General features: G+C 45.5%; 19 protein-coding genes. 10 read left to right on the forward strand and 9 right to left on the reverse strand.

The genetic code is table 11. The annotated features are described in order from the left end of the window. Positions 1–25: 25 nt before the first annotated feature. Complete coding sequence (gene wecB / locus G395_RS29455; protein ID WP_051350174.1) at positions 26–1,159, forward strand: non-hydrolyzing UDP-N-acetylglucosamine 2-epimerase; 1,134 nt, start codon at positions 26–28, stop codon at positions 1,157–1,159. Beyond that, on the forward strand, positions 1,156–1,800 hold the full coding sequence (locus tag G395_RS0114855; protein WP_026630774.1) for an FkbM family methyltransferase: 645 nt from the start codon (positions 1,156–1,158) through the stop codon (positions 1,798–1,800). Before wecB ends, G395_RS0114855 begins: the two co-directional genes overlap by 4 nt. Here the strand turns inward: G395_RS0114855 and G395_RS31155 are convergent, their stop codons facing one another. Then, positions 1,801–2,571 carry a GNAT family N-acetyltransferase gene (locus tag G395_RS31155; RefSeq protein WP_051350175.1) on the reverse strand — a complete coding sequence of 257 codons (771 nt, stop codon included), beginning with the start codon at positions 2,569–2,571 and terminating at the stop codon, positions 1,801–1,803. 430 nt (positions 2,572–3,001) lie between these two features. Between G395_RS31155 and G395_RS0114865 the strand changes: the two genes are divergently transcribed. The 4 genes from G395_RS0114865 to G395_RS29470 all read left to right on the forward strand — a co-directional run bounded on the left by G395_RS0114865 (position 3,002) and on the right by G395_RS29470 (position 9,340). Beyond that, positions 3,002–3,622, forward strand: coding sequence for a response regulator transcription factor (locus G395_RS0114865; protein WP_026630775.1), 621 nt, complete (start codon positions 3,002–3,004; stop codon positions 3,620–3,622). Positions 3,623–3,830: 208 nt separating this feature from the next. Next, entirely contained in the window at positions 3,831–8,153 is a 4,323-nt protein-coding gene (locus tag G395_RS29465) for an FG-GAP-like repeat-containing protein (RefSeq protein ID WP_051350176.1), read from the forward strand. A 92-nt stretch (positions 8,154–8,245) separates the two neighbouring features. Then, on the forward strand, positions 8,246–8,776 hold the full coding sequence (locus tag G395_RS0114875; RefSeq protein WP_026630776.1) for an RNA methyltransferase: 531 nt from the start codon (positions 8,246–8,248) through the stop codon (positions 8,774–8,776). A gap of 138 nt (positions 8,777–8,914) precedes the next feature. After that, on the forward strand, positions 8,915–9,340 hold the full coding sequence (locus G395_RS29470) for a hypothetical protein (protein WP_035361422.1): 426 nt from the start codon (positions 8,915–8,917) through the stop codon (positions 9,338–9,340). Between the two features lie 53 nt (positions 9,341–9,393). On the opposite strand, the gene pgeF is transcribed toward G395_RS29470, so the two are convergent. Further along, on the reverse strand, positions 9,394–10,170 hold the full coding sequence (pgeF, locus tag G395_RS0114885) for a peptidoglycan editing factor PgeF (RefSeq protein ID WP_026630777.1): 777 nt from the start codon (positions 10,168–10,170) through the stop codon (positions 9,394–9,396). Positions 10,171–10,374: 204 nt separating this feature from the next. Between pgeF and G395_RS29475 the strand changes: the two genes are divergently transcribed. Next, a complete protein-coding gene (locus tag G395_RS29475; RefSeq protein ID WP_310588885.1) occupies positions 10,375–11,367 on the forward strand; it encodes a glycosyltransferase family 2 protein in 993 nt (330 codons plus the stop codon). Positions 11,368–11,409: 42 nt separating this feature from the next. On the opposite strand, the gene G395_RS0114895 is transcribed toward G395_RS29475, so the two are convergent. After that, entirely contained in the window at positions 11,410–11,925 is a 516-nt protein-coding gene (locus tag G395_RS0114895; protein ID WP_026630778.1) for a DinB family protein, read from the reverse strand. A 93-nt stretch (positions 11,926–12,018) separates the two neighbouring features. Here G395_RS0114895 and G395_RS0114900 point away from each other — a divergent pair, with 93 nt between their 5' ends. Next, a complete protein-coding gene (locus tag G395_RS0114900; RefSeq protein ID WP_026630779.1) occupies positions 12,019–13,248 on the forward strand; it encodes a metallophosphoesterase family protein in 1,230 nt (409 codons plus the stop codon). Between the two features lie 55 nt (positions 13,249–13,303). On the opposite strand, the gene G395_RS0114905 is transcribed toward G395_RS0114900, so the two are convergent. Then, the gene (locus G395_RS0114905) at positions 13,304–13,495 is read right to left on the reverse strand and encodes a hypothetical protein (protein WP_026630780.1); all 192 of its coding nucleotides are present in this window, start codon (positions 13,493–13,495) and stop codon (positions 13,304–13,306) included. 158 nt (positions 13,496–13,653) lie between these two features. Between G395_RS0114905 and G395_RS0114910 the strand changes: the two genes are divergently transcribed. Next, on the forward strand, positions 13,654–15,114 hold the full coding sequence (locus tag G395_RS0114910; protein WP_026630781.1) for a gluconokinase: 1,461 nt from the start codon (positions 13,654–13,656) through the stop codon (positions 15,112–15,114). A gap of 63 nt (positions 15,115–15,177) precedes the next feature. Here G395_RS0114910 and G395_RS0114915 read toward each other — a convergent pair whose 3' ends face one another. From G395_RS0114915 to G395_RS0114935, 5 genes are all read right to left on the reverse strand, one after another. Next, positions 15,178–17,526, reverse strand: coding sequence for a TonB-dependent siderophore receptor (locus G395_RS0114915; RefSeq protein WP_051350177.1), 2,349 nt, complete (start codon positions 17,524–17,526; stop codon positions 15,178–15,180). Between the two features lie 218 nt (positions 17,527–17,744). Next, on the reverse strand, positions 17,745–18,155 hold the full coding sequence (locus G395_RS0114920; protein ID WP_229204181.1) for a c-type cytochrome: 411 nt from the start codon (positions 18,153–18,155) through the stop codon (positions 17,745–17,747). After that, entirely contained in the window at positions 18,152–19,318 is a 1,167-nt protein-coding gene (locus G395_RS0114925; RefSeq protein WP_026630784.1) for a PQQ-dependent sugar dehydrogenase, read from the reverse strand. The genes G395_RS0114920 and G395_RS0114925 overlap by 4 nt, the downstream gene beginning before the upstream one ends. 82 nt (positions 19,319–19,400) lie before the next feature. After that, positions 19,401–20,396: an aldo/keto reductase gene (locus tag G395_RS0114930; RefSeq protein WP_026630785.1), complete on the reverse strand. Its 996-nt coding sequence runs from the start codon at positions 20,394–20,396 to the stop codon at positions 19,401–19,403. 124 nt (positions 20,397–20,520) lie between these two features. Beyond that, positions 20,521–22,803: a GH92 family glycosyl hydrolase gene (locus G395_RS0114935; protein WP_026630786.1), complete on the reverse strand. Its 2,283-nt coding sequence runs from the start codon at positions 22,801–22,803 to the stop codon at positions 20,521–20,523. A 222-nt stretch (positions 22,804–23,025) separates the two neighbouring features. Here G395_RS0114935 and hslU point away from each other — a divergent pair, with 222 nt between their 5' ends. Then, a complete protein-coding gene (gene hslU, locus G395_RS0114940) occupies positions 23,026–24,423 on the forward strand; it encodes an ATP-dependent protease ATPase subunit HslU (protein ID WP_026630787.1) in 1,398 nt (465 codons plus the stop codon). Positions 24,424–24,500: the final 77 nt, after the last annotated feature.

Consider the following 24,500-nt stretch of genomic DNA (forward strand, 5'->3'; position numbering starts at 1 on the left):
CTTCCTTAATTAAACACACTATTTCTTGAAAGTAATCAATATCGTTGGGGCACGTCCCAATTTTATAAAAGTCGCGCCGCTGCACCGCGCTTTCACACTGTATCCTGATATCAATTCCCTGATCGTCCACACCGGCCAACATTATGATTTCCGGATGTCCGGGATCTTTTTCGAACAGCTCCAACTCCCCGAACCGGATTATTTTTTAGGCGTAAGCAACGGTTTGCACGCGCAGCAAACGGCGGCGATAATGGTTGCATTTGAAAAGGTGCTCCTTATTGAAAAGCCGGACATTGTGCTGGTCGTGGGCGATGTTAATTCCACGCTGGCTTGCGCACTGGTGGCGGTAAAAATGCGCATTCCCGTAGTTCATGTTGAAGCGGGGCTAAGGAGCGGCGACAGGAAAATGCCCGAAGAGATTAACCGGATTGTCACCGATGCCATTGCAGATCAGCTTTTTGTAACAGAGAAGTCGGCGGTTTGTAATCTTTTAAAAGAAAATATTTCGCCTGAAAAGATTCACTTCGTCGGCAATGTAATGATCGATTCGCTGCTGCATTGTTTGAGTTACCTTACCGAAGATGCGAGGCAACCGGAAAGGCAAAAGAAATATATCTTAATGACCATGCACAGGCCAGCTAATGTGGATAATGCGGCTATAATGCTTGAAATTGGAAACATGATCAGAAGGTTATCGGCATTGTGCCCCATCATCTTCCCGATCCACCCGCGGACATTGAAAAACCTTGAAACGCAAGGGTTATTGGATGATTGGAATAAAATCGAAAATCTGGAAATGACTGAACCGCAGGGTTACAGGGAGTTTTTAGCATTGATTAAAAACGCGTCCCTGGTTATCACGGATTCTGGTGGGATTCAGGAAGAAACGACGTTTCTGCAAGTGCCTTGCATTACCTTAAGAGAAAGCACTGAGCGTCCGATCACTATTGAAGTCGGCACAAATTATCTGCTGCCCGACTGGAATGTGCAATCCGTGGTGCAACTGGCCAAAAAGATAATGGGGGGACATTGTAAAAAAGGGCGGATTCCCGAATTATGGGATGGCCACGCCGCAGATCGCATCGTGACAATTCTGCGAGAAAAGTACATTAATTCGTACGTTTGTGCCGGTAAGCGTCAACCGTCGGATTTGAAATGATTAAAAAAATAAAAAATAACACCTGGGATCTGCTTAATGGAATCGGCCTGGGTGGCAGTGTGCAGCTTTTTCTGGACGGTGCTTTGAAGCAGTACGGCTGGTTCAGAAGTTTTCATACCAAACAATCCGTTGACGCAAACGGTGATCCGCTTCCCTGGTATACATACCCATTCATATTGTTTTTGAAACCGCGTTTAAAGCCTGATTTTGTTGTTTTTGAATATGGTTCAGGAAATTCCACCCGCTGGTATGGCGCCCGTGTGAAACAAATTACGGCTGTTGAACACGATGCAGACTGGATCAAACTGATCAAACCAAAACTTCCAAGCAATGCAAAAGTGATCGAAAAACCGCTCGGCGATTCTTACATTCAGGCGGTTAAGGATGCTGATGAGCGCTATAACATTATCATTGTAGACGGACGCAACCGAGTGAAATGCGCCAATTTTGCGGTTGATTATCTGACAAATGATGGCGTTTTGATTTTGGATAATTCGGAACGTGAATGGTATCAAAAAGCAAAGGACTATTTGAAAGAAAGAGGTTTCAGACGATTGGATTTCATTGGTATGGCGCCGATTGTAGGCATTGAAACGTGCACGAGCGTGTTTTACCGGGATGGTAACTGTCTCGGCATCTGATCAGCGGAAATCTATTTCATAAGTCATTTTCAAGCATTCTTTCCCGCCGATATTTTTCTTGAACCGACCAAGCGAAGGCTTGTGGACCCCATTGCCATCCAGCGAAATGCCCAGGTCCAGTATCCTGATGTTTTTCCGCTGACAATGTTGATAAACGCAATCCATTAACATTACTACCGGGCTGTAAACACGGTATTCAGATAAATCCCCACACAAAAAGTTATAAAGTATGTGATCGTTAACCCGCACGGTCAACGTAAGGGCGATGATCTTGTCCTGGTCAACAACCGTAAAAATTTGTAATGCCTTTGGGAATTTGTGTCTCAGCATTTCGATCTGAGATAATGTTAACGGCATGCGGTAACCATTACTTTCACGGCAGTGCGCTAGAAATTCGTAAGTAACCTGGGATGAAATTTCATGAGCTGGCCCTGCACTTAATCCAGCAAGGACAGCTTTTTTGAGTTTTCGTCTCTCCGCCGGCCTAATGTGAGCAATGAAGTCATCGTCATCCACATCAATATAACTATTAACGCACGCCTGAACGGGGACAAATCCAGTATATAGATAAGCGTCGTGTAATAAACGATGTTGGTCCGGTTCATAGCAGCATGGAGCAGTTTTAATCGTCAGCTGTTTTCCTGACCGATCGTTGATCCACTTTTTAATACAATTTATAAAAAAGATGATCTCGCTTTCCTGGCAATTCGTACCGCATTGAATGCCGCCAAATGGAGCGTTAGGAGGCGAAATCCAGGTTCTATCAGGCATTTCTACACATTGAAAAATGGCTATGACATAGTGAGGATCTTGGCGGAGCAAGGAGAACGCATATATCGGACCGGCAGTTTGGGTTGATAAATGCTCCGGTTTCAGATATAAAAAAGGGAGAAAAGCCAATGTCTTTGAAAAGTGGCTTTTTCCGATATCCAGACAAACTTCCAGTTTATCTGTTTTTCCTAAATAATGTGTGTTGTGAGAAATAATCTGAAAGCTAAACGACTAATAAATAGTATGTAACTGGTGGTTTACTTTTAAAGTATGCCCTTAGGACACTATTTTATCCAAAATTGTTAAAAATTGAGATACTAATTTGATATTTTTTATGTTTAATACAATGCTGATTACTATTTTTGTTGATTCCCTGGTTGGTATCGACTGGCACCTGCATTTTTTTAATTAATTGGACTTAAACCCGTACATGAAACACATACTTATTGCCGAAGATCATGCAGTAGTGAGAATAGGCACCAAACACCTGCTCAAATCACTGATACCGGACTCAGCCATTTCGGACGTCGACGATTTTGACAAGATACTTCAGGAACTGGAAGTGAAATCGTATGATCTTCTGATCCTGGATATCAACATTCCTGGCGGGAACACGACGAAAATGGTTGAAACCATCCGTCAAAAATCTCCCGGGATAAGGATATTAATGTTTTCAAGCTATGACGAACAGCAGTATGGCCTGATGTATCTCCAAGCCGGTGCGGACGGTTATTTATCGAAGGACGCGCCTGAGGAAGAGTTTAAAACCGCCGTCATGAGCGTTTTGAACAATAAAAAATACATGAGTGAAGATATGCAGCAAATGAATATCAACAGGCTCATCAATCCAAGAGAGTTCCAACCGGACCCGATCGTGAGTCTTTCGCCACGGGAAACGGACGTAATGAATCTTCTAAAAGAAGGACTGGGAACCGCCAAAATAGCTGAAAAACTCAACCTACAGCTCTCAACCGTTAGTACTTACAAAGCAAGGATTTTTGAGAAGCTGGGCGTTAAAAACATTGTTGAATTGATCACAAAGATTAAATAATTGACTCAGAAAATGATTTGAACCCTGCACTTGGCTGTGCAGGGTTTTTTTTGTGTGGTTTTGGGAAAAAGTCTTCTTAACCTTCCAATAATTCAGGTCCACCTTCAAATAAATGCTTTGTGCATCGCAGTCTTAGTTAAGTGAAATTCGGTATAGGCCATTAATATGCCTTGATCAATCTAATTCTCACTATTTCCTAAGGTTCAAAATGCGAAAATATTACAATTTAGTTCCTTTCTTTCTGCTTGCCTTCGCCGCTTGCTTTACCATTTATGTGAAAAGCAAGAAAGCCGAAGTTGAGACCAAGTCAGCTGTAAATTTCCCACTGATCAGGCCCGTATTTGGTAAAAAACTTGAAAATAAGTTAGAGCCAAGCCTCATGGGTAATATTCAGCAAAGTCTAGCACAGCGTGAATATCATATCACTTTCGACAACCGGAAACAATCTCTGCAAAGCCCAAACCGAAAACAAAACCTGCGGGCTTACTACAAACCGGGACGTTTTACGATTCAAAACCGGGTGGATTCGCTCAATGACAACTTTAAATTGGAATTGGCAATGACTGGCATCTATGCGGACGGTCGAAAGTTGTACGCGCCACAAGCTAATGCTGTTATGGAGCATGCGGAAAACAGACTGCAAATCAAGCACCAGGATTTCACAGAAGAGTATATTAATAATGAGGACGGAATCCGACAGAATTTTATCATTCACCGGGCTCCGGATAATACGAAAGTTCTGAACGTTCACCTAAATGCAGAAGGACTGCAAGTGCAGGATCTGGGAAATAATGAGCTGGCCTTTTATACTGAAAAAATAAATGACGAGAACAAGAAATTGCTTACTTACAGAGATTTAAATTGCTGGGATGCCAATGGGCAGAGCCTATTGGCATCTTTGTCCCATAAAGAAGGAGAAATACTCTTGTCTGTCAATGTTACAGGTGCAGCATATCCGGTCACAATCGACCCGATTGTAGTCAATGGAAATCCCGGTAATGCGAATGCAGTTATTCAGAATAACCAAACCTATGCGGACTTAGGCTGGTCAGTTGCCAGTGCAGGCGATGTGAATGGAGATGGATTCAGCGATGTGATAGTTAGTGCTGTTCAGGAAGACAATGACAATTCGTCGCCACCGGCAAATGATGGGCAGGTTTTCATTCATTACGGGGCAGGACTTGGTATAAATCCCATTGTGAATCAACCTCCTACTTTACTTAAAGAAGACGAGGATCTGAAAATTGGATATGGCTGGTCAGTTGCAAGCGCAGGTGATGTGAATGGTGATGGATTCAGTGATGTGATTGTGGGAGATCCGAATTCTAACCATAATGCAGCTGGAAATGGTGCTGCATTTATATATTACGGAGGTTCCCTAAATCTTACACCTGTCGCTGGCGCCGTGCTTACTTGTAATACTGCTAATGCTAATTTTGGCTTCACCGTGGCATCTGCGGGCGATGTTAACAGTGATGGATACAGTGATGTGATTGTTGGTTCCCCAAATAGTGGGCATGTCTATGTTTTCCATGGTTCTGCATCAGGGGTTGATAACGTACCGGAAATCATCCTGCAAGATAGTCAGCAAGGCCAAACTTTTGGGTGGTCTGTGGCCAGTGCCGGCGATGTGAATGCAGATGGATTTAGTGATGTGATCATTGGAGCGCATGCGTACGATCATGGCCAAACCGACGAGGGGGTAGCATTTGTTTATCACGGTTCGGCTGGTGGTCTGACAGCTCAGTACGCAGCTCTTCTGGAAGTCGATGATCCTTCTGCATTTTTTGGCCGGTCAGTTGCAAGTGCTGGTGATGTGAATGGCGATGGATTCAGCGATGTTGTCATCGGTGCGCCTTACTATGAAACGGGTGCCCAAAACACGGATGAGGGGGCCGCTTTTATATATCACGGCTCCGCAACGGGAATCAATAATGCTTTTTCAGTTAAAATTAATGGAGAAAAGCCAAGCTCATGGATGGGACATTCAGTTGCGAGTGCAGGGGATGTAAACGGGGATGGGTATAGTGATGTACTCATTGGCGAACCTGGATATGCGGGAAAAATCAATGAGGGTGCCGCACTGGTCTTTCCAGGATCAGCTTCCGGCATTAGCTCTACATCCATTTCAAACATCAAAAGCGGACAAAGCGAATCCTTTTTAGGCATGTCTGTGAGTAGTGCAGGCGATGTGAATGGGGATGGGTTTAGTGACATCATTGTGGGCGCTCCGTTCTTTGACGATTCTCAAACAAACGAAGGTGCAGCATTCATTTACAACGGTTCCGCATCCGGCCTTAACTACATATCAAGCGCCACATTAAGCACCAATCAAAACGGAAGTCAAACGGGCTATTCCGTTTCAAGCGCGGGCGATGTAAATGGTGACGGATATAGCGACGTTATGGTAGGTGCTCCTTATTTCGACAAAGGTGAAACGAACGAAGGCGCTGCATTTCTATATTACGGTTCAGCTACGGGAATTTCAGTAAATGGTTTTGTCACGTTAGAAGGCAATCAAGCAGAGGCTAACTTCGGATTTTCGGTAGCCAATGCTGGTGATGTCAATGGTGACGGTTATGGCGATGTGCTGGTAGGTGCACCGATGTATGATGATGCACAAACCAATACAGGGAGAATCTTCGTTTTTCACGGATCAGCCGCGGGGCTTAGTCAGCAGGCTGCTGGAACATTAACTTTTAATCAACTGGGATGCCGCTTTGGTCACGCTACTGCCAGCGCAGGAGATGTCAATGGAGACGGTTTTAGCGATATAATTGTTGGCGCTCCGGGATATGATAATGTTCAAAATGAAGAAGGTGCGGCTTTCATCTTCTATGGCTCATCGTCCGGAATTTCGGATAATGCGATAATTTGCGAGAGTAACAAAGCCAACTCCTTCATGGGAGGATCAGTGTCGGGTGCGGGGGATTTGAATGGAGATGGATATAGCGATTTCATTGCCGGTGCGCACTTTTACAATGATGGACAGGTTTTGGAAGGCGCAGCTTTCATTTATTATGGCTCGCAATCTGGGGTTGATCCGCAAACCTCTGATATACTGCAGGTAGACGAAGCCCAGGCAGCATTAGGCGTTTCCGTTTCCAATGCGGGAGATGTCAATGGCGATGGATTTAGCGATGTTATCGTTGGTGCAGACCATTATATTTCCAGTAACCTGATGCAAGGGGCGGCTTTTGTTTTCCACGGCACAGCAGCCGGTATCGATCCGGTTTATAAAACAAAGCTGCTTGGTAATCAGGCTGCTGCTCATATGGGTTACGCTGTTTCCGGTGCCAGAGATGTGAATGGTGATGGTTACGCTGATGTAGTTGTTGGAGCGCCTCAATTTAATGGAGGCCAGGCCGAAGAAGGCGCCTTATTTATCTATCACGGGTCTCCTGTCGGCATTAACCCTGTAACGGCACTTAAAATTGAGAAAAATCAGGGGATGGCGCAACTGGGTTATGCGGTTGCTGGCGCAGGGGATGTAAATGGCGACGGTTATGGTGATGTCATTGCCGGCGCTCCTTTTGATGCAGCGAATGTGAATGTGGGCGAAGCGTACACCTTTCATGGAAACCAGGGAACCGGCACGAAAAATAATATCCAAATGTACAACGCCGATTTAACCACAATCCTGGATCATAATAATATATCAGAAAACACTTTTGGCGTCGGCTTTTTCGAAAAATCGTTTCTAGGTAGAAATAGAGGTAAACTTGTCTGGGAAACTTCGAAAGAAGGTGAGGCATTTTCAGTACCAGTGCTATATCCTTCAATAACTGGCAGCACCGAATTTACAGGACAACAAAACAGTTACATCAGCACCGGACAAGCGCCAATTGAATATAAAAATGCAATTGCGAAAACTGGAAAAGCTACAAAAGTCCGTGTGCGGATCAAGTATGACCCGGTTCTTGCAATTACAGGTCAGGTTTATGGGCCTTGGCATTATTCTTCTATTTCGATGCTGAATGGTGGTGCGGTCTTGCCCGTCGAGTTGGTTGATTTCCAGGCTATAAAATCGGAGAGTGTGGTCCAGCTCGGGTGGGTGACGGCTTCGGAAATAAACAGCAGGCATTTTGAAATTCAACGCAGTTCTGATGCGAAGAATTGGCAGACCATTGGTCTTGTAAATGCTTCAATTGCTTCAAACGCTGAAATTCGCTATCATTTCACGGATGTTAACCCACAAAACGGAGATAATCATTACAGGCTTAAAATGGTTGATCACGATGGTACATTTGCAATGAGCAGAATCCGAGTTGTGAAATACGAAACAGGGATTAAGCAGGCAGAAATTAAGGTTTTTCCAAATCCGGTATCGGAAAAGCTGTTTATACAAACAAATAATGGAGACAGTTTTGCCAGCATACAATTACTTACTATTGACGGCAAAATAATCTATAAAGCAGCGAAATTGGCAACGGAAATTGATGTAAGAGGTTTATCAGCAGGAATATATCTTTTACGGATCATTTATTCCAATGGCGCAGAAACTTCGCAACAAGTGGCAATTAGCAAGTAAAGAAATTATCAAACTCTCTAGAAACGGCCTCGAATTTGAGGCCGTTTTGGTTCTTTCCCGTACGTTTGCTGAAACATCAATAAAAAACGCGGATGCGCAAGTTGCTGATTGAAGAAATGGGCCGGTTGACGGTTGAAGAATTTAAAGAATCGGAGAAATTTCCGTTTGTTATTGTCCTTGATAATATCCGGAGCCTGGCCAACATTGGCTCCTTTTTTAGAACAGCAGATGCTTTTCGGGCTCAGAAGATCATTTTATGCGGTTATACCCAAAGTCCCCCGCACAGGGAAATCACCAGAAGCGCCATTGGTGCCGAGTTGTCGGTGGACTGGGAGAAAAGCGATAGTGCCGAGGATTCGGTGAAACAGTTGAAGGCGGAGGGTTATGAAGTGTGGTGTGTGGAGCAGGCGGAAGGGAGTGTTATGCTGCAAAATTTCGCTCCGAACATGGAGAAGCCGTGCGCATTTGTATTTGGAAATGAGGTGGAAGGCGTCGCGGATAATGTTATCGCCGCTGCCGACGGCTGCCTGGAAATCCCGCAGTTTGGGACAAAACACTCCTTTAATGTGTCTGTATCCGCTGGAATCGTGCTCTGGGAATTCGTAAGCAAAAAGATAACATAAATATAATATGAGATATTTGGTGTTTATCGCTTAATAAGCATTAATTGCAGGTTATAAATGCATTGATATATCCTCACGTTCACACCCCGTTTGCTTGTCCAACAGGGTGAAGACTTTACCAGAATTAAAAACTACATTATGAAATCTGCTACAAAAAAATTATCGACCGAAATTGCAGAAACGCTTTCCGGCAAAATCGCTGCAGTTTCTGCAGGTTCCAAGAAAATAAAGAAGTCTATCGAAAAGGCGGCTGAAAAACTGGCTAAGAAAGTAGCAAAGTTTGAGAAGGAAACTGCCAAAAAACAGGCTAAGGATGCTAAGAATGAAGAGAAAAAGCTGAAATCGAAAGACAAAGGTAAAAAGGAAGGCAAGAAGGAGAAGGCCGCTAAGGTTGCTGCGCTCGTTGCCGCTGCATCCACAAAAGCTGCTGTTGCCGCTCCCGCTAAACCGATCGCTGTAAAAGCAACCAATGCTAAGCCAGCCGCTGGCCGCGCTGCTTCGCGACCAGCTACCCAATCTTCACTGGAAACGGAAAATCCGGTTGTAGAAACACCAGCTCAATAAAAATACATGGAAGTAAATGAAAGACAGCATCCCAGGATGCTGTCTTTCTGCTTTTAGCCTCGGTCGGTCATTCCGATCGTCGCCAGTAACCTTCCTGTGAAACCTTTTTCCAATCGGTAGGAAAAGTAATCGTCATTGTTGAGCACCGTCGAGAATGGAGAGACTTCTATGTTTTCCTCAGGCAGGCCTGATGCTAGGAGCTGATCACGGTTGCTCGCCTTCAAATCCACGAAGTATTTCTGTTTTCCGGAATCGAAGCGTTTATATTTTCCTTCAAAATGTTCAGAAACGTCTTCGCCGACTTCAAATGAACACTCATCAATGCATGTGCCAATGTAAGCGACGCAATCCGCCGGGTCGGAACCAAACTCTGATTGGAGCATAGCGATAGTTTTAGCTGCAATGCCCTTTACGGTTCCCCGCCAGCCTGCATGGATAGCGGCAACGCTTCTGGTTACCGGATCAAAAATCAGGATCGGGGTGCAGTCGGCAATCGTTACCGCTAGCTGAATGTTCGTTTTGTTGGTAATAAGCGCGTCGTAACCATCAAACCGGCCTGGATCTTCAACATTTAGAATTTTATCATCATGCACCTGATGCGACTTGGCGACGGTCTCAAACGGAACATTTAATGCATTGAAAAAGCGAATGTTGTTTTCCAGCACGTCGGCTGGATCATCTTGTGAGCCGCCCAGGTTCAATGATGCATAAGGTGCTTTGCTTACGCCACCATGCCTGGTGCTTTCCGCAGCGATAAGCCCTGCGAACCCGGAAAATATATGCGGCGCCCTGAAAAGTGGCTTGCTAATGTTGGTTTCTATTGAAGACATGAAGAAAATGGTCGTGATCAAACTTTCACAAATGTAGATTATAGCAAATTAATGTTGGGTAACGGAATTTATTTCACCGGGTTATAAGTTTAGTGTCTGTATTGACGAGCTGAAACAGTGGCAATCCCGGCCGGAAAATATCATGATTCGGGTAAAACGGGAATAAAAAATTAAATTTACAGCCAGACGTGCATCAATTGACTAATGAATATGATAAAAGTGAGTGTGTGTGTTGTCACTTACAACCACGAAAAGTTTGTAGCGCAAATGCTGGATTCGATTTTAATGCAGCAGACTACATTTCCTTTTGAGATTGTTGTAGGGGACGATTGCTCCAAGGATAATACGGCCGCTATATTAAAAGATTACCAGCAACGGTTTCCAGACAAGATCAGGCTTTTGCTGCATCCGAAAAATATGGGGCTCAATGGTAAATTCAATGCACTTGCCACATTTGCAGCCGCCAAAGGCGAATATATAGCGCAATTTGACGGCGACGATTATCTGATTTCTCCGCATAAGCTTCAAAAACAAGTGGAAATGATGGACGCAAATCCGCACTACTCAGCTTGTTACCATAACGCCCGCGTTATTTTTGACGACAATGCAGCGCCGCCTTATCTGGTAAATACGCTTTCAAAACCGGAAATAACCGTGGAGGACCTGGTAGGAGAGGACGAGCTTTGTTTCATCGCGACTTCCAGCTTAATGTTCCGTAGGGAAGATTTTGCCAAACATCCTGATCCTGAGTGGACTAACCTTTCAACCAGCGGCGATATTCCCAGAAATATCATGTTTGCTACCCGTGGCCCGATTGGTTATATCGACGAAGTGATGTCGGTTTACAGGAAAAACAGGGGAGGGGCAAGCTTTGCGGATAATCATTATGGCGCCGATTTTCTTTTCAATCGTATTCAGCTCTATTCCAACATTAATAAGGAGCTGGGCTATAAATACGATGATAAGTTGAAGAAGAACATTGCCACTTACTATTACAAGCTGCTATTTTCGAAGGAATATGGCAAAACTTACTGGCCAAGATTGAAGTACGCGCTGAAATATCTGACTGATGGAGATCCTTCACCGCAGCGAAGAAAGGAAGTGATCCGCGACTTTGTTATACCACCCGCGTTCATGAAATTATACAGCTTTTTTGCATTGAACCTTTATAATATCAAGTCAAAAGCGAAGGCTTAAAGCAAAACAAAAATGGGATCTCGTCGATCCCATTTTTGTTGATTAAAATAACATTTCTTTTGGAGGCGTCGCGCCCTTCATGCGAATGTAAGGCGTTGTCTGCCCGCGGTGGTGTGTCTGATGCTCGAATGCTTTTTCGAATGCAACACCCGCTTTCATATCCATCCCGAATACTTTCACGTCTTTCGCAAGATCTGCTTCGGTCATGCCTTTCAATGTGTTGATAACAAAATCATAACTTTCCATAACTGCTTTGGAAACGGCGGCTTTGGATTGGTCCGTCATTTTTTCTGCTGAACCCTCAAACGGACTTTTTTTGCCGGATGCGGCCGAAACAAATGCAAAGTTAGCATCTGCAATATGGTCCATCTGTGCCGCGAAGGAGCGGATTTCAGGTGTAGGCTTGAAAGCATAACCTTCTTCCGGCATTGCATCCAGATATTGTTGGGTGTATTTTTTTGCTCTTTCCCAGTCAGCAACTTGCTTGGCGATCATCGTTTGTGCAAATGCGGCACTCGCCGCAAAAAACAACATAAGAGTAAAAGTCAATTTTTTCATTTGAGTCTGTGTTTATGGTGGTTTAATTTTTTTTGGGAAAGGTAATCAATAATCATTTTATTTACCGGTTAACATCCGAATATCGAATTACATATGCCCGAGTCAGCAGAAGACCGAACCAAAAAGTATCTGGACCTTGGTCACAGCGAAGCCGAAAATCACGCAAAAACCCAACTTGAACTTTACGAAAAGCACGTTAAGAATACTTCCAGTGCAACCAATGTTGTTTCTAACTTCTTCAAAACCAATCTACTTGGCTTTGCCTGGCACTATTTGAAAAGCCGTTTCGGGCCGCGGCATCCTTACCAGGCTTATCCCAGAAATGGCGACACGGGCGTTTACAAGTTGAATTCTTCCATTCCGTCGAGGGATGAGATAAGCATTGCATTGCTGTCGGATTGGGCCAGCGATACGGCGGAGTCTGATGCAGTCGCGCATCTGGTTGCCCGCTACGCGCCTGATTATACGATACATATGGGTGATATCTACTTCGTAGGTGCGCCAAAAGAGATTGAAGACAATTTCACCGCTCCGCATGCTTCCTGGTATTACGGCGCATCGGGAAGTTTGGCTTTATCGGGCAACCATGAAATGTATTCCAATGGAAATGCCTTTTTTCAGCACCTTTTGCCTGCTATGTACATTCAGGAAGGGGATGTGAAAAAATCGCAACAAGCCGGGTTCTTTTGTCTCGAAAACGAATGTTGGCGCATTATAGGGATCGATACGGGTTACACATCGGTTGGCAGGCCGTTTGTTGAAATCCTTTCGCCTCCCGATTGCCATTTAAAGGACGAACAAGTGGCTTGGCTCAGAGATGTGGTTCAGTTAGGGAACCCGGAAGATAAAAGAGGGATTGTTTTTCTAAGTCATCATCCATATATATCATCATTCAGGGAGGATTATGCGAAGCCTGGCGAGCAAATTCGTGAGCTGATGGGGAATGTCGTACGGCCGATTGTTTGGTTCTGGGGACATGATCACAGGCTGGTTTTGTACAACCGGGGCACAAACGGGAAGGGCCCCGAGGCTTATGGGCGTTGCATTGGTCACGGTGGCTTACCTGTCGAAACGGCAATGCCGATAGGAAAAGACCTGGGAAAAATAGGTTATTATGATCGCAGGGTTCGAAAAGTAATTAAACGACATCAACTCGGTTACAATGGCTTTGTGCGATTGTTATTGAAAGGCAATGTCGTTACTGCGGAATATCGCGACTTGGAGGATCAATGTGTATTTGAAGAATCCTGGACTACGGACAGGACAAACGGCCAATTGGAATGGAAAATATTACAATCCATGCCCGAAATGGCCGTTCGTTAAAATCTTTGTGCAATGATAAATCAGCTCGGATTAGCGATTGATCAGCTCAGAAATATCAGTGGTGATCGTCGCCGTGGTGGCTGTTATCTTTGTAAAAAGCTGCGAATGTCACAACCAGTCCGATTGTTCCCAAAATAAAGGTAAACAGATCAGCAAGTACAGCCAGCACAAGGAATAGAATGATAAATGCTGCGATGTAAACTCCGCTTGAAAGTGAACTGGATTCGTTATGTGTTGTATCGGACATGGTCGGATGTATAAAAATCTTAATGCGTTTATTTCTGCGAAAATAACAAATCCGTGCCAAGTTGTTGGCAAGATTTCAGATTTTTTGATTTGTTTTAATTAAATAATCGGGCTGCCTGACTTGGTTTTTGCCCGTCAATGCCTTCTAAATTTAACAAAATGCCCTACATCATAGGTTGTGATATTGGTACAACAAATGTAAAATGTGTTGCTTTCGATTCCGTGAAAGGCAATATTCTGGCCTCACACAGTGAAAGTTATGAAATGTACCATCCGCACCCGGACTGGAGCGAGCAGAACCCGGATGAAATTTATGATGCGGCCTGCAAAACCATCAAAACCGTTGTGAAAGCTTGCGCGGGGCGGCATAAATTGCTGGGCATCAGTTTCAGTGCAGCCATGCATGGCGTGCTGGCATTGGATAAGGATGGAAAGCAGCTTACGCAACTTATCATTTGGGCCGATAACCGCAGCTCCGACATTGCACTCAAGCTACGCACTTCCAAGGTCGGAAAAAAAATCTATTACAACAACGGAACGCCTGTTCACGCCATGACGCCGGTGTGTAAGTTACTATGGCTCAGGAAGCATGAACCGCAGATCTATAAAAAGACAAACCGTTTTGTCGGCATAAAAGAATACATTATTTATCGGCTGACGGGCAAATTTGTCATTGACTACTCGGTCGCATCTGCCACGGGAATGTTCAATATCCGGGAATTGCAATGGGATGCTTACACACTCAAAAAGCTGGGTTTGACGGCCGAAAAATTATCGACCGCAGTTTCTCCCTATCACATTGAAGAAACGCCCGCGAAAAACGATGCGGGTTTACCCGGAGGAACAGCGCTGATCATGGGCGCCAGCGATGGTTGCCTGGCCAACCTGGGCAGCGGAGCGGTTCAGACAGGCACCATGGCCGTTACCATCGGCACAAGCGCAGCAGTAAGGATCTGTTTTGATAAACCATATTCAGATCCTCAAATGCAGACGTTCTGCTATGTCCTGGATGAGCATACATTCATTATAGGAGGTCCTTCCAATAATGGGGCAGTCATTTTTGAATGGTTAATGAATACATTTTTTCCCAAAGAGGAATTTGACACTGTTTTTGAGGAAGCTTCGAAAATAGAGGCAGGCGCTAACGGACTGCTTTTCTACCCTTATCTGCTGGGCGAGCGCGCGCCGCTCTGGAGTTCTACCGTGCGTGGCGGGTTCACCGGACTTGATATTCAGCACACGCGGTCACATTTCGCCAAGGCGGTTATGGAAGGCATTTTACTAAATCTCTTCGGAATTGGTAAAATCCTGATGGAAATGCAAAAGGTTAATATGATCTACGCCAACGGCGGTTTTGCGCGCAGCCCGATCTGGGTGCAAATGCTTTCAGATGTTTTCGGGAAAGAAGTGAAATTAAACGAAACGGTTGAAACCGGAGCAGTGGGCGCTGCTATGATGGGATTGAAAGCCCTCGGTATTTTTGAGCATTATGCTGATATGAAGGCCTTTACAACGGTTGGTCACGAGTTTGATCCGAATGCAAAAGTGCATAAATACTATGACGTGTTGAGCGATAAATTTGTAAAAGGAGCACGGTTAATGCTAGCCCATGCAGTCTGAAAAATAAAAAAGGGCATTCAGGAGATAATCGCTGAATGCCCGATAAAATGTTCAACAGGGATCTCAGAACTTATAGGTCAATCCCAGACGATAGTTTCTTGGCGCTTCCGATTGCGTGTAATATGCATTCAGATAGCTGTAATAACTTCCACTGTACAGATATTCATCCAGAACATTAAACACGTTCAGTGTAAGCCTGATCTTATCTTTCTCCCAGAAAAGTCCGCCGTCCAGCTTGAAATAATTCGGTAAGTTTTGCTCACTGTTGGTCGTGCTCCAGTTGGACGTAGCACGGTCGATCAGGTAAGTAAATCCACCCGAAAGCCCGACGCCTTTTAAAGCACCTTGTTGGAGTTTATAGCTAAGCCAGCTATTCACATTATGCTTGGCAAATCCCGGGATAATGTCCCCAACTTTAATTGTCTGAATCCCCTCGGTTACTTTTGTGACTTCCGAATTCGTGTAAGCGTAGTTTGCAGTCAGGTTCAGTCCTTTCGTGATGGTTCCACGAATGTCGAATTCAACTCCCTGCGCACGCTTTTGACCTAAAACAACACTTATGCCAGCGTTTGGCGGGCTCAAAGGATCTGCTGTCACTTCGTTATTTTTTACAATCCGGTAAACCGATAATGTTGTATTCCAGCGACCATCTGCCCAATCTCTTTTCAAACCAAGCTCGCGGTTGCTTCCGGTGATCGGTTTGGCCGCTTTGCCATCACGCAATTTTCCGGATTGTGGCAAAAATGCTTCATCATACAAGGCATAAACCGAGGTATTTTTGTCCACCGAAATACTCAATCCAACTCTGGGTGTAAAATGGCTCGCTTTATCTGGTGATCCGCCCCAGGCAGACTGGCTTACATGCGTGTAGCGCCCGGCCAATGTCAGCCTGATCTTGTTATCAATGAAGCCCAGTTCATCCTGTAAATACAACCCGGTGTATTTCTGATCCATTGTTCCACCGCCGATGACAGCTCTCGCTTCGAGGTTAAGCGTGCGATCCCACACCGGGTATCCGTTATTGGGTCTTCCGTAAGACGGGTTACGCGGGTTAAATAAGCCGCCTAGCGTATCCAATGGGTGCGATTGCGCCCAATCTGCAAAGTAATTTTTTGTTCCAATGTCGATACCGCCCAAAATTCTGTGCTGCACACCGCCCGTCGTTACCGAACCATTGACAAACGCCTGAGCAAGGGTCATTTCACTTTTTGCATCCCAGATTCCCACACCGCGAACCAGTCGCGCATCCGTGCTCACCGAGTCGGGCCACATGCTGGAACCTGTTTGCTGATAATTAAAATAAGCAACTTGCGCAGTAACTTTCCAGTCGCTGTTGATCTGGTGTTGCAGATTTACATACATGCTCTGGTCTTTAATTTTGGTAGGGTCCAGTCCCGGAGGCATGGCCGTGAAATTTCTTGGCAATGTTGCGTAGCCGTCTGTCGTGAACGCGTAATAGGAGCCAACATCAGACATTTTCGCATACTGCATGGTGTATTCCGCCGTCAGTTTCGTCTTGTCATCGATCTGGTAGGAAATGACCGGCGCGATGCTGTAACGGTTGTTATATTCGTATGGGCGGTGCGAGTTTTTATTCTGTCCGGCCAGGTTCAGGCGGTAAAGCAGTTTTCCGCTTTTATCCAGTTTCCCGTCCAGGTCCAATGTTGCGCGGTAAAAGTCAAAGCTGCCCATTGTAAGCGACACTTCGCCTTTGGTTTCGCCCGTTGGTTTTTTGGTAACCACATTATAAAGGCCGCTTGGATCACCATTTGCGAGCATAAATCCAGCGGGGCCTTTTACAAATTCAATGTGGTCCACGAAGCTCATATCCTCGGTAAGCGGTCCCCAGAATGAGCTGACAACATTGAACCCGTTGCGAAAAGCCTGAATTTGAGAGCCGCGCATGGTAATGTTGGCATACAAATCGCCCCAATGTTCCAGGCGGGTAGCGCCGCTTACATTCCGGATCAAACCGTCGCTCATGCTGATGATCTGCTGATCGGCTAAAACTTTGGACGTTACAACCTGCACATTTTGAGGTGTTTCCAAAATAGGAGTAAGCAGCTTCAAGCTCGAAGACACCTGATCGGACTTGTAAGGGTTTCCGCCTTTTACAATCACTTCGGACAATTGATTGGCACTCTCCGAAAGTGTAAAAGCAACATTCACCGTTTCGCCGGCAACCACTTCCACCGGTTTTTCCTGCGTTTCCAGTCCTACGAAGCTTACCAGCAGGGTGTAGCTGCCTGGTTTCACTCTTTCGATCGCAAATTTTCCTTCTGCATCGGAAACGGAGCCTTTGGAGCTTCCCTTAATGCCGATCGAAACCTGTTCCGCAGGTTGACCGTCAGAGCTGAGTATCTGGCCTGTAATTCTGCCATTTTGTGCAAATACAGTAGTTGCACAAAGCATGAACAGGATAAAAGAGTAAAATCTTTGCCTTGTATTTAAAATTGGTCTAAATAATATTTGGCTGGCAAATATCGTTCAGCAATTTTTTCGAACCAAGCGTTTATTTAGATTTATTTTAAATAGTAATGTTGGTTGCTATGTTGCTAGCATTCGGTTTTATAAAAATAAAAAAACAGGATCGTTTATGGCGATCCTGTTCTATATCAAGCTTTGGTTATTTATTTCTTCTCCTTTATTTCGTCAACCATTTTCTCCGTGATCATTTTCTTCTCGGACGAGTTGCCCCAGGTGTTCATAATGTAGTTTGTAACATCGGCAATTTCATCATTGCCCAAACCCGGGTTCGGCATCATGTTATCATAGTCCACATCATTCACCTTAATCTTGCCGATCAGCCCATATTTGATCGCTTTGATCGCCAGTTCCGGCGTTTTCATCAGATAATCCGATTTAGCCAAGGGCGGAAATGTGGCCGTTACGCCTTCGCCGGTGCCCATGTGGCAGCTTATGCAGTTTTCGGAATACACCATTTTGCCCCGCTCAATGCTTTTGGCAAGCTCATCGTCCTGCGGCAACATGGCCGAGCAGAAAACCGCTACCGTTATTAATGCGAAAATACTTTTCATCATGATTTTGGGCTGATGCGGACAACTTTGCCTGAATTTTCTAGCACTACGTAAATGTTACCATCCCACGCCTGGCGCACATCCCGCACACGACCGATTTTATCAAAAATAATCTCGCGACTGATCACCTTATTTCCTTTGACAACCAAATGTTGCAGATACATGAATTTGAGGGAGCCAACCAGCAGATCGCCATTCCAATCCTTGAATTTATCGCTCGTAACGAATGTCATTCCGCAAGGAGCGATGGATGGTTTCCAGTAAACAACCGGCTGTTCCAGACCTGCTCTTGCAGTGTCTTTTGAAATAATGCTGTTATCATAATCGATCCCGAAAGTAATCAGCGGCCAGCCGTAATTCTTGCCTTTTTCGATGATATTAAGCTCGTCACCGCCTTGTGGACCATGTTCATGCTCCCAGATCACGCCCGTAGTAGGGTGGATAACCATTCCTTGTGGGTTGCGGTGGCCGTAAGTCCAGATCTCCGGTCTTGCACCAGCCGTTTTTACGAAGGGATTGTCGGTTGGGATTTTGCCATCTTCATGCAAGCGGATCACTTTGCCCTGATCTCTTCCAAGATCCTGTGCATTTTGTTTCTGTCCGCGCTCGCCCAGGGAAAGGAAAACGTAACCTTTTTTGTCAAATACAATGCGTCCGCCATAATGGGGGCTTCCCTTCACATTCGGGATGGCTTTGAATAATGGCTGGATGTCGGTTAATGCATGGTCTTTCAGTTTCGCACGCATCAATGCCGTGTTGGCACCGCCGTCTTCACCTTCTTCATCCGCTGCTTTCGGGGATGAATAGCTGATATAAATCCAGCCATTTGTTTTGAAATCGGGATGCAACGCAACGTCCAGCAAGCCGCCTTGTCCTTTGTAAAAGACTTCGGGAACGCCTGTGATTTCCTGGGGATCAAGCTTTCCACCTGTTACCAGCCGCAATTTTCCGCCGCGCTCGGTAACGAGCATATCGCCGTTTGGCAACAATGCAGAAGCCCAAGGCATGGTAAGGCCTGATGCAACTGTGTCCACTTTCAGGTTCGCTTCCGAGAGTTTGCCGGGTTCAAGACCGCTGTTACTCATTAATCCGATAGAGGCGGTAAGCAATAAACCTCCCAATGCAACAGGAAGATATTTTTTAAGGAAAGGAATGTTTTTGTTCATAAAGTTGGATAAGATATGCCTGATTTAATTCGTGGTGAACATTTCAAAGATAACAAAAAGAAAGGCCTTGCGGCCTTCCTTCTTATTTAACTAATTGGAGTTTATCCAATTCCGTTGTGATTGTATCAATTTCTTCCGCACTCAGCAAAATATCAATCGCCGCCGCATTTTGCAATGCCTGCGTCGCGTCGCGCGCGCCCACCAGCGCAATGCTGATGCCCGGCTGTTCCACCGTCCACCGAAGCACAAGCTGGCCCAGTGTTGCATTTTTAGTAACTGCGATGGGTTTGATTTTGTCCAGGAATGCGTTAACACGTTCCAGGTTTTCATCTTTGTAAAAATATATGGAAGCACGGTGATCATCTGCGGCGAATTTGTGGCCCGGCTTCATTTTTCCCGTCAATAATCCGCGTTCCAGGGGGCTGTATGCCAAGATGGATTTGTTGTTTTCAATGCAGTAAGGCACCAATTCTTTCTCAATGTCGCGCTTTACCATGCTGTACGGGACTTGATCTGAAACCAGATCAATGTATTGCGCCGCTTCGCGCATGAGTGCTGCGTCGTAATTACAAACGCCCGCGTGCCGCACTTTGCCTTGGTGGATGAGCTGCGAAACGGCTTCCATCGTTTCCTCGATCGGCGTGGTCTTGTCGTGCCAGTGAATTTGATAAAGGTCGATATAGTCAGTTCCGAGGCGTTTCAGGCTGTCTTCACATTCCTTGATAATGCTGTCTTTGGCTGCGTATTTATAAATATCAATGTCCTCACCTGCATTGTTTTTGCTATGCATGGCAAAATCCCCTTTCGTAAGGTCCCAGCGCATCCCGTATTTAGTCAGGATCTGAATCTTTTCCCGGGGCAGATCTTTGATCGCTTCTCCAACAATCTCCTCACTTAATCCCTGTCCGTAAACCGGCGCGGTGTCTATGGATGTGACTCCGGCATGATATGAAGCCTGGATGGCCTTAACAGCCTCGCTTCGCTCTGTTCCGCCCCACATCCAGCCGCCCGCTGCCCAGGCGCCAAAAGTGATTACCGAAACTTCCAGGTCAGAGTTTCCTAGTTTCCTGTATTGCATTGTGAATTGATTTAGTTTTTTGGTTTGTGTCAAATAATTATTCCACTTCCCGGTTTGCCAGACCTAAAAAGTGGAATAATTGAAAATTGTTCTGGTGCATGACCAGGTTATAAAGCAATAACGTCTATTTGGTCAGCGAAAATGGCGCTGCATCCGCAGCCACGCCCCACGTTTTGGAAGGCTGGGCGCCCATATTGAACTGAACCGTTCCGCCTTTCTGGATGTCGGCGTGTTCCAGGAATGTCTTGCCATAAGTTTTACCATTCAGCGAAGCGCCCTGAATGTACATATTGGCATCATTCGATGCCGGAGCCTGGACTGTGAATTTCTTACCATCTTCCATCGTCAATGTAGCTTTTTTGAAAAGCGGCGAGCCAATCACATATTGCGTCGTTCCGGGTGTTACGGGATAAAAGCCCAGGGAAGAGAACACATACCAGGCCGAAGTCTGACCATTGTCTTCATCCCCGCAGTAACCGTCCGGCGCTGCCTGATAAAGCTTGTTCATCACCTGGCGCAGCCAATATTGAGCCTTATAAGGTGCTCCCGCATAGTTATAAAGGTAAATCATATGCTGGATCGGCTGGTTTCCATGCGCGTAATTACCCATGTTCATGATCTGCATTTCGCGGATCTCGTGGATTGGGAAACCATAATAACTATCGTCAAAAATCGGAGGCAATGTGAAAACCGTATCCAGTTTCTGAACAAAAGCTTCTCTGCCACCAACCAAACCAATTAAGCCCTTCACATCCTGAAAAACAGACCAGGTGTAGTGAATGCTGTTTCCTTCGGTGAATGCATCGCCCCATTTGAACGGGTTAAATGGCTTTTGAAACTGCCCGTCCTTCATCTTTCCGCGCATCCACTTTGTTTCAGGATCAAACACATTGCGGTAATTCTGGCTTCTCTTTAGAAATAAGTCAACTTCTTTCTGAGGTTTTTTCAAAGCTGTTCCCAATTGGGCGATACAAAAATCCGCATAAGCATATTCCAGCGTACGCGCTACGTTCTCATTCACTTTTACGTCGTAAGGCACATAACCCAGTTCATTGTAATATTCATGACCAAAACGGCCCACGGAACTCACCGGACCGGCATTCTCGGTATTTTTGATTACAGCTTCATACAGCTTATTAATGTCATATCCACGGATTCCCTTAATGTAAGAATCTGCGATCAACGATGCGGAATTGGAACCGATCATACAATCGCGGTGGCCGGGGCTTGCCCACTCGGGCAGGTAACCGCTTTCATCGTAAGCATTGGCCAAACCTTCCATAATGTGCGCATTTAGCGTCGGATACATCAATGTAAAGAATGGGAAAACCGCCCTGAACGTGTCCCAGAAGCCGTTATCCGTAAACATATAACCCGGTTTTACCTCACCGCTGTACGGGCTGTAATGTACGATCTTGTTGGCTTTATCAAATTCATAAAACTTCCTTGGGAACAAAAGCACACGATACAGGCATGAATAGAATGTGCGGATCTGGTCCTTGTTATCACCCTCCACCTGTATACGCGACAGTTCCGTGTTCCAGGCTTTGCGGCCTTTTTCTTTGGTTGCCTCAAAGTTGTCGTTGGCAATTTCGCGCTGCAAATTAAGCTCCGCCTGCTCTGGACTGATAAATGAAGAAGCCACTTTCAATCCTATCTGTTCGCCTTTTTTCGTTTTGAAACCAACAACCGCACCCACGTGGCCGGCTTTCAGTTCCAAGGTGTCTTTGGCCAATGTCTTGCCATGAAATGCCGAGGAAAATGTAAATGCTTTGTCAAAAACGACCACGAAATAGTTTTTGAAGTTAGCCGGCACGCCTCCGCTGTTTTTGGTGGTGTAACCGATGATCTTGCGCTCAGCGGGGATGATTTTAATGTAAGAACCTCTGTCAAATGCATCTATAAGCACAAATGAACTGTCGGCCTGAGGAAATGTAAAGCGGAACTGCGCCGCTCTTTCCGTAGGCGCAATTTCCGTGGTCACATCATGATCGGCCAGATAAACCTTGTAATAATGCGGCTTTGCGACTTCTGCCTTATGTGAAAACCAGCTTGCGCGGCTTTCCTCGTCAATTTTCAACTTTCCCGTGACAGGCATGATCGAAAACTGGCCATAATCATTGATCCAAGGACTTGGCTGGTGGGTTTGTTTGAAACCACGGATTTTCTCAGCGTCATACATATACGCCCATCCATCGCCCATTTTGCCGGTTTGCGGCATCCAGAAATTCATTCCCCAGGGCAGGGCAATGGCAGGATAGGTGTTACCAGAAGACAGGCTGAATTTGGACTGCGTTCCCATCAGCGGGTTTACCAGGTCCACGGGATTGTTATCAGCCGGAGTCTGCGCGAAAAGGAGAGGAGTGCTTGCAACCAGAATGTAAAGGGCTTGCAGGATTTTTTTCATATTATAAACAAATCTTTTTACAGAAACTTGAAGAGAAAACAAAGGTAATGGAAGGCTATGTACAAAATGTAAACGCGCAAAAGATTTCCCGAAACACGCCAGCATGACATTTTGTACCGGCATAGTTCTTTTCAGCAATCTTGGAAAGCAAGGCCTCTTTTTTCGGAAAACATGGCCCTTTTTGAGTAAAACCAATAATAATACGTATCGATATTAAATCACATGACTGAACACTTAAATCGCCTAACCCCGCGTCAGATCGTTTTCGAGCTTGACCAATACATCATCGGACAAAATGACGCGAAGCGCAATGTTGCTATCGCATTAAGGAACCGTTGGAGGCGAATGAATAGTCCGGAGGATATACAAAAGGAAATTATTCCCAACAATATATTAATGATCGGCGCGACGGGCGTTGGTAAAACAGAGATCGCACGCCGCCTTGCCAAAATCGCGGATGCGCCATTTGTAAAAGTAGAAGCATCCAAATTTACCGAAGTAGGTTACGTAGGACGGGACGTAGAAAGCATGGTCCGCGACTTGGTGGAGCAGGCTGTGGGCATGGTGCGGACGCAGAAAAAAGAAGAAGTAAAGCTCAAAGCTGAGCAGGCTGTGGAAGACATTATCCTTGATGCTCTGATCCCGCCCGTTCATGGTTCAAGCTCAGTTAAAATTCAGCCAGACAATAACACATCGGAAGTGATGCCTGAGAATGATGCCGAGCTTAACCAACGGACAAGAGAGCGTTTTCGCGAAAAAATCCGCAACGGCGAGCTTGACAGCCGGAAGATCGACATTGAAGTGCAGCAAAACCAGGCGCCTAATGTTGGCATGATCGGCGGCGCAATGGACGATGTTTCGATGATGAACATTCAGGAAATGATCGGTAACATGATGCCTCGGCGCGGAAAAAAACGTAAAGTGACCGTCGAAGAAGCCAGAAAGATCCTTCTGGACGAAGAAGCTTCCAAGCTGATCGATATGGATGAGGTGAAGATGGAGGCGATCAAGAAAGCGGAGAACCTGGGGATTATTTTTATAGATGAAATTGATAAAGTAGCATCCAGCAGATCGGGTGGTGGCGGCGGCCCGGATGTAAGCCGCGAAGGCGTTCAGCGCGACTTGCTTCCGATCGTAGAAGGAAGTGCCGTAAATACGAAACACGGCGTGATCAACACGGACCACATTCTGTTCGTTGCAGCCGGTGCATTCCACGTTGCGAAGCCTTCGGACCTTATCCCTGAGTTACAAGGACGTTTCCCCATCCGCGTGGAACTGAACAGTCTTACCGAAGCCGATTTTTACCAAATTCTGAAAACTCCGAAAAATGCCCTTACCAAGCAGTATGTGGCCATGATGGATTCAGAAGGTGTTGAATTAGAGTTTGAAGATGGCGCATTGAAAGAGATCGCAAGGATTGCTTTTGAAGTGAACAGCGAGGTCGAAAACATTGGCGCGCGTCGTTTGCAAACGGTGATGAGCTTGTTACTCAATGATTTTATGTTCGACATTCCGGACGTTATCGGCGCCGATTCACACATTGTTGTGACAGCGGAACTGGTTTCTGAAAAGCTTTCTGCGCTGGTGAAGAACAGGGATCTGAGCCAATATATTTTATAATAGCCTATTGACAAATGAAAAGGGAGAGCTGGCCAATGTGCCGCTCTCCCTTTTCTATATTAATACAATCAGAATTA

This window comes from Dyadobacter alkalitolerans DSM 23607, assembly GCF_000428845.1.
Classification (GTDB): Bacteria; Bacteroidota; Bacteroidia; order Cytophagales; family Spirosomataceae; genus Dyadobacter; species Dyadobacter alkalitolerans.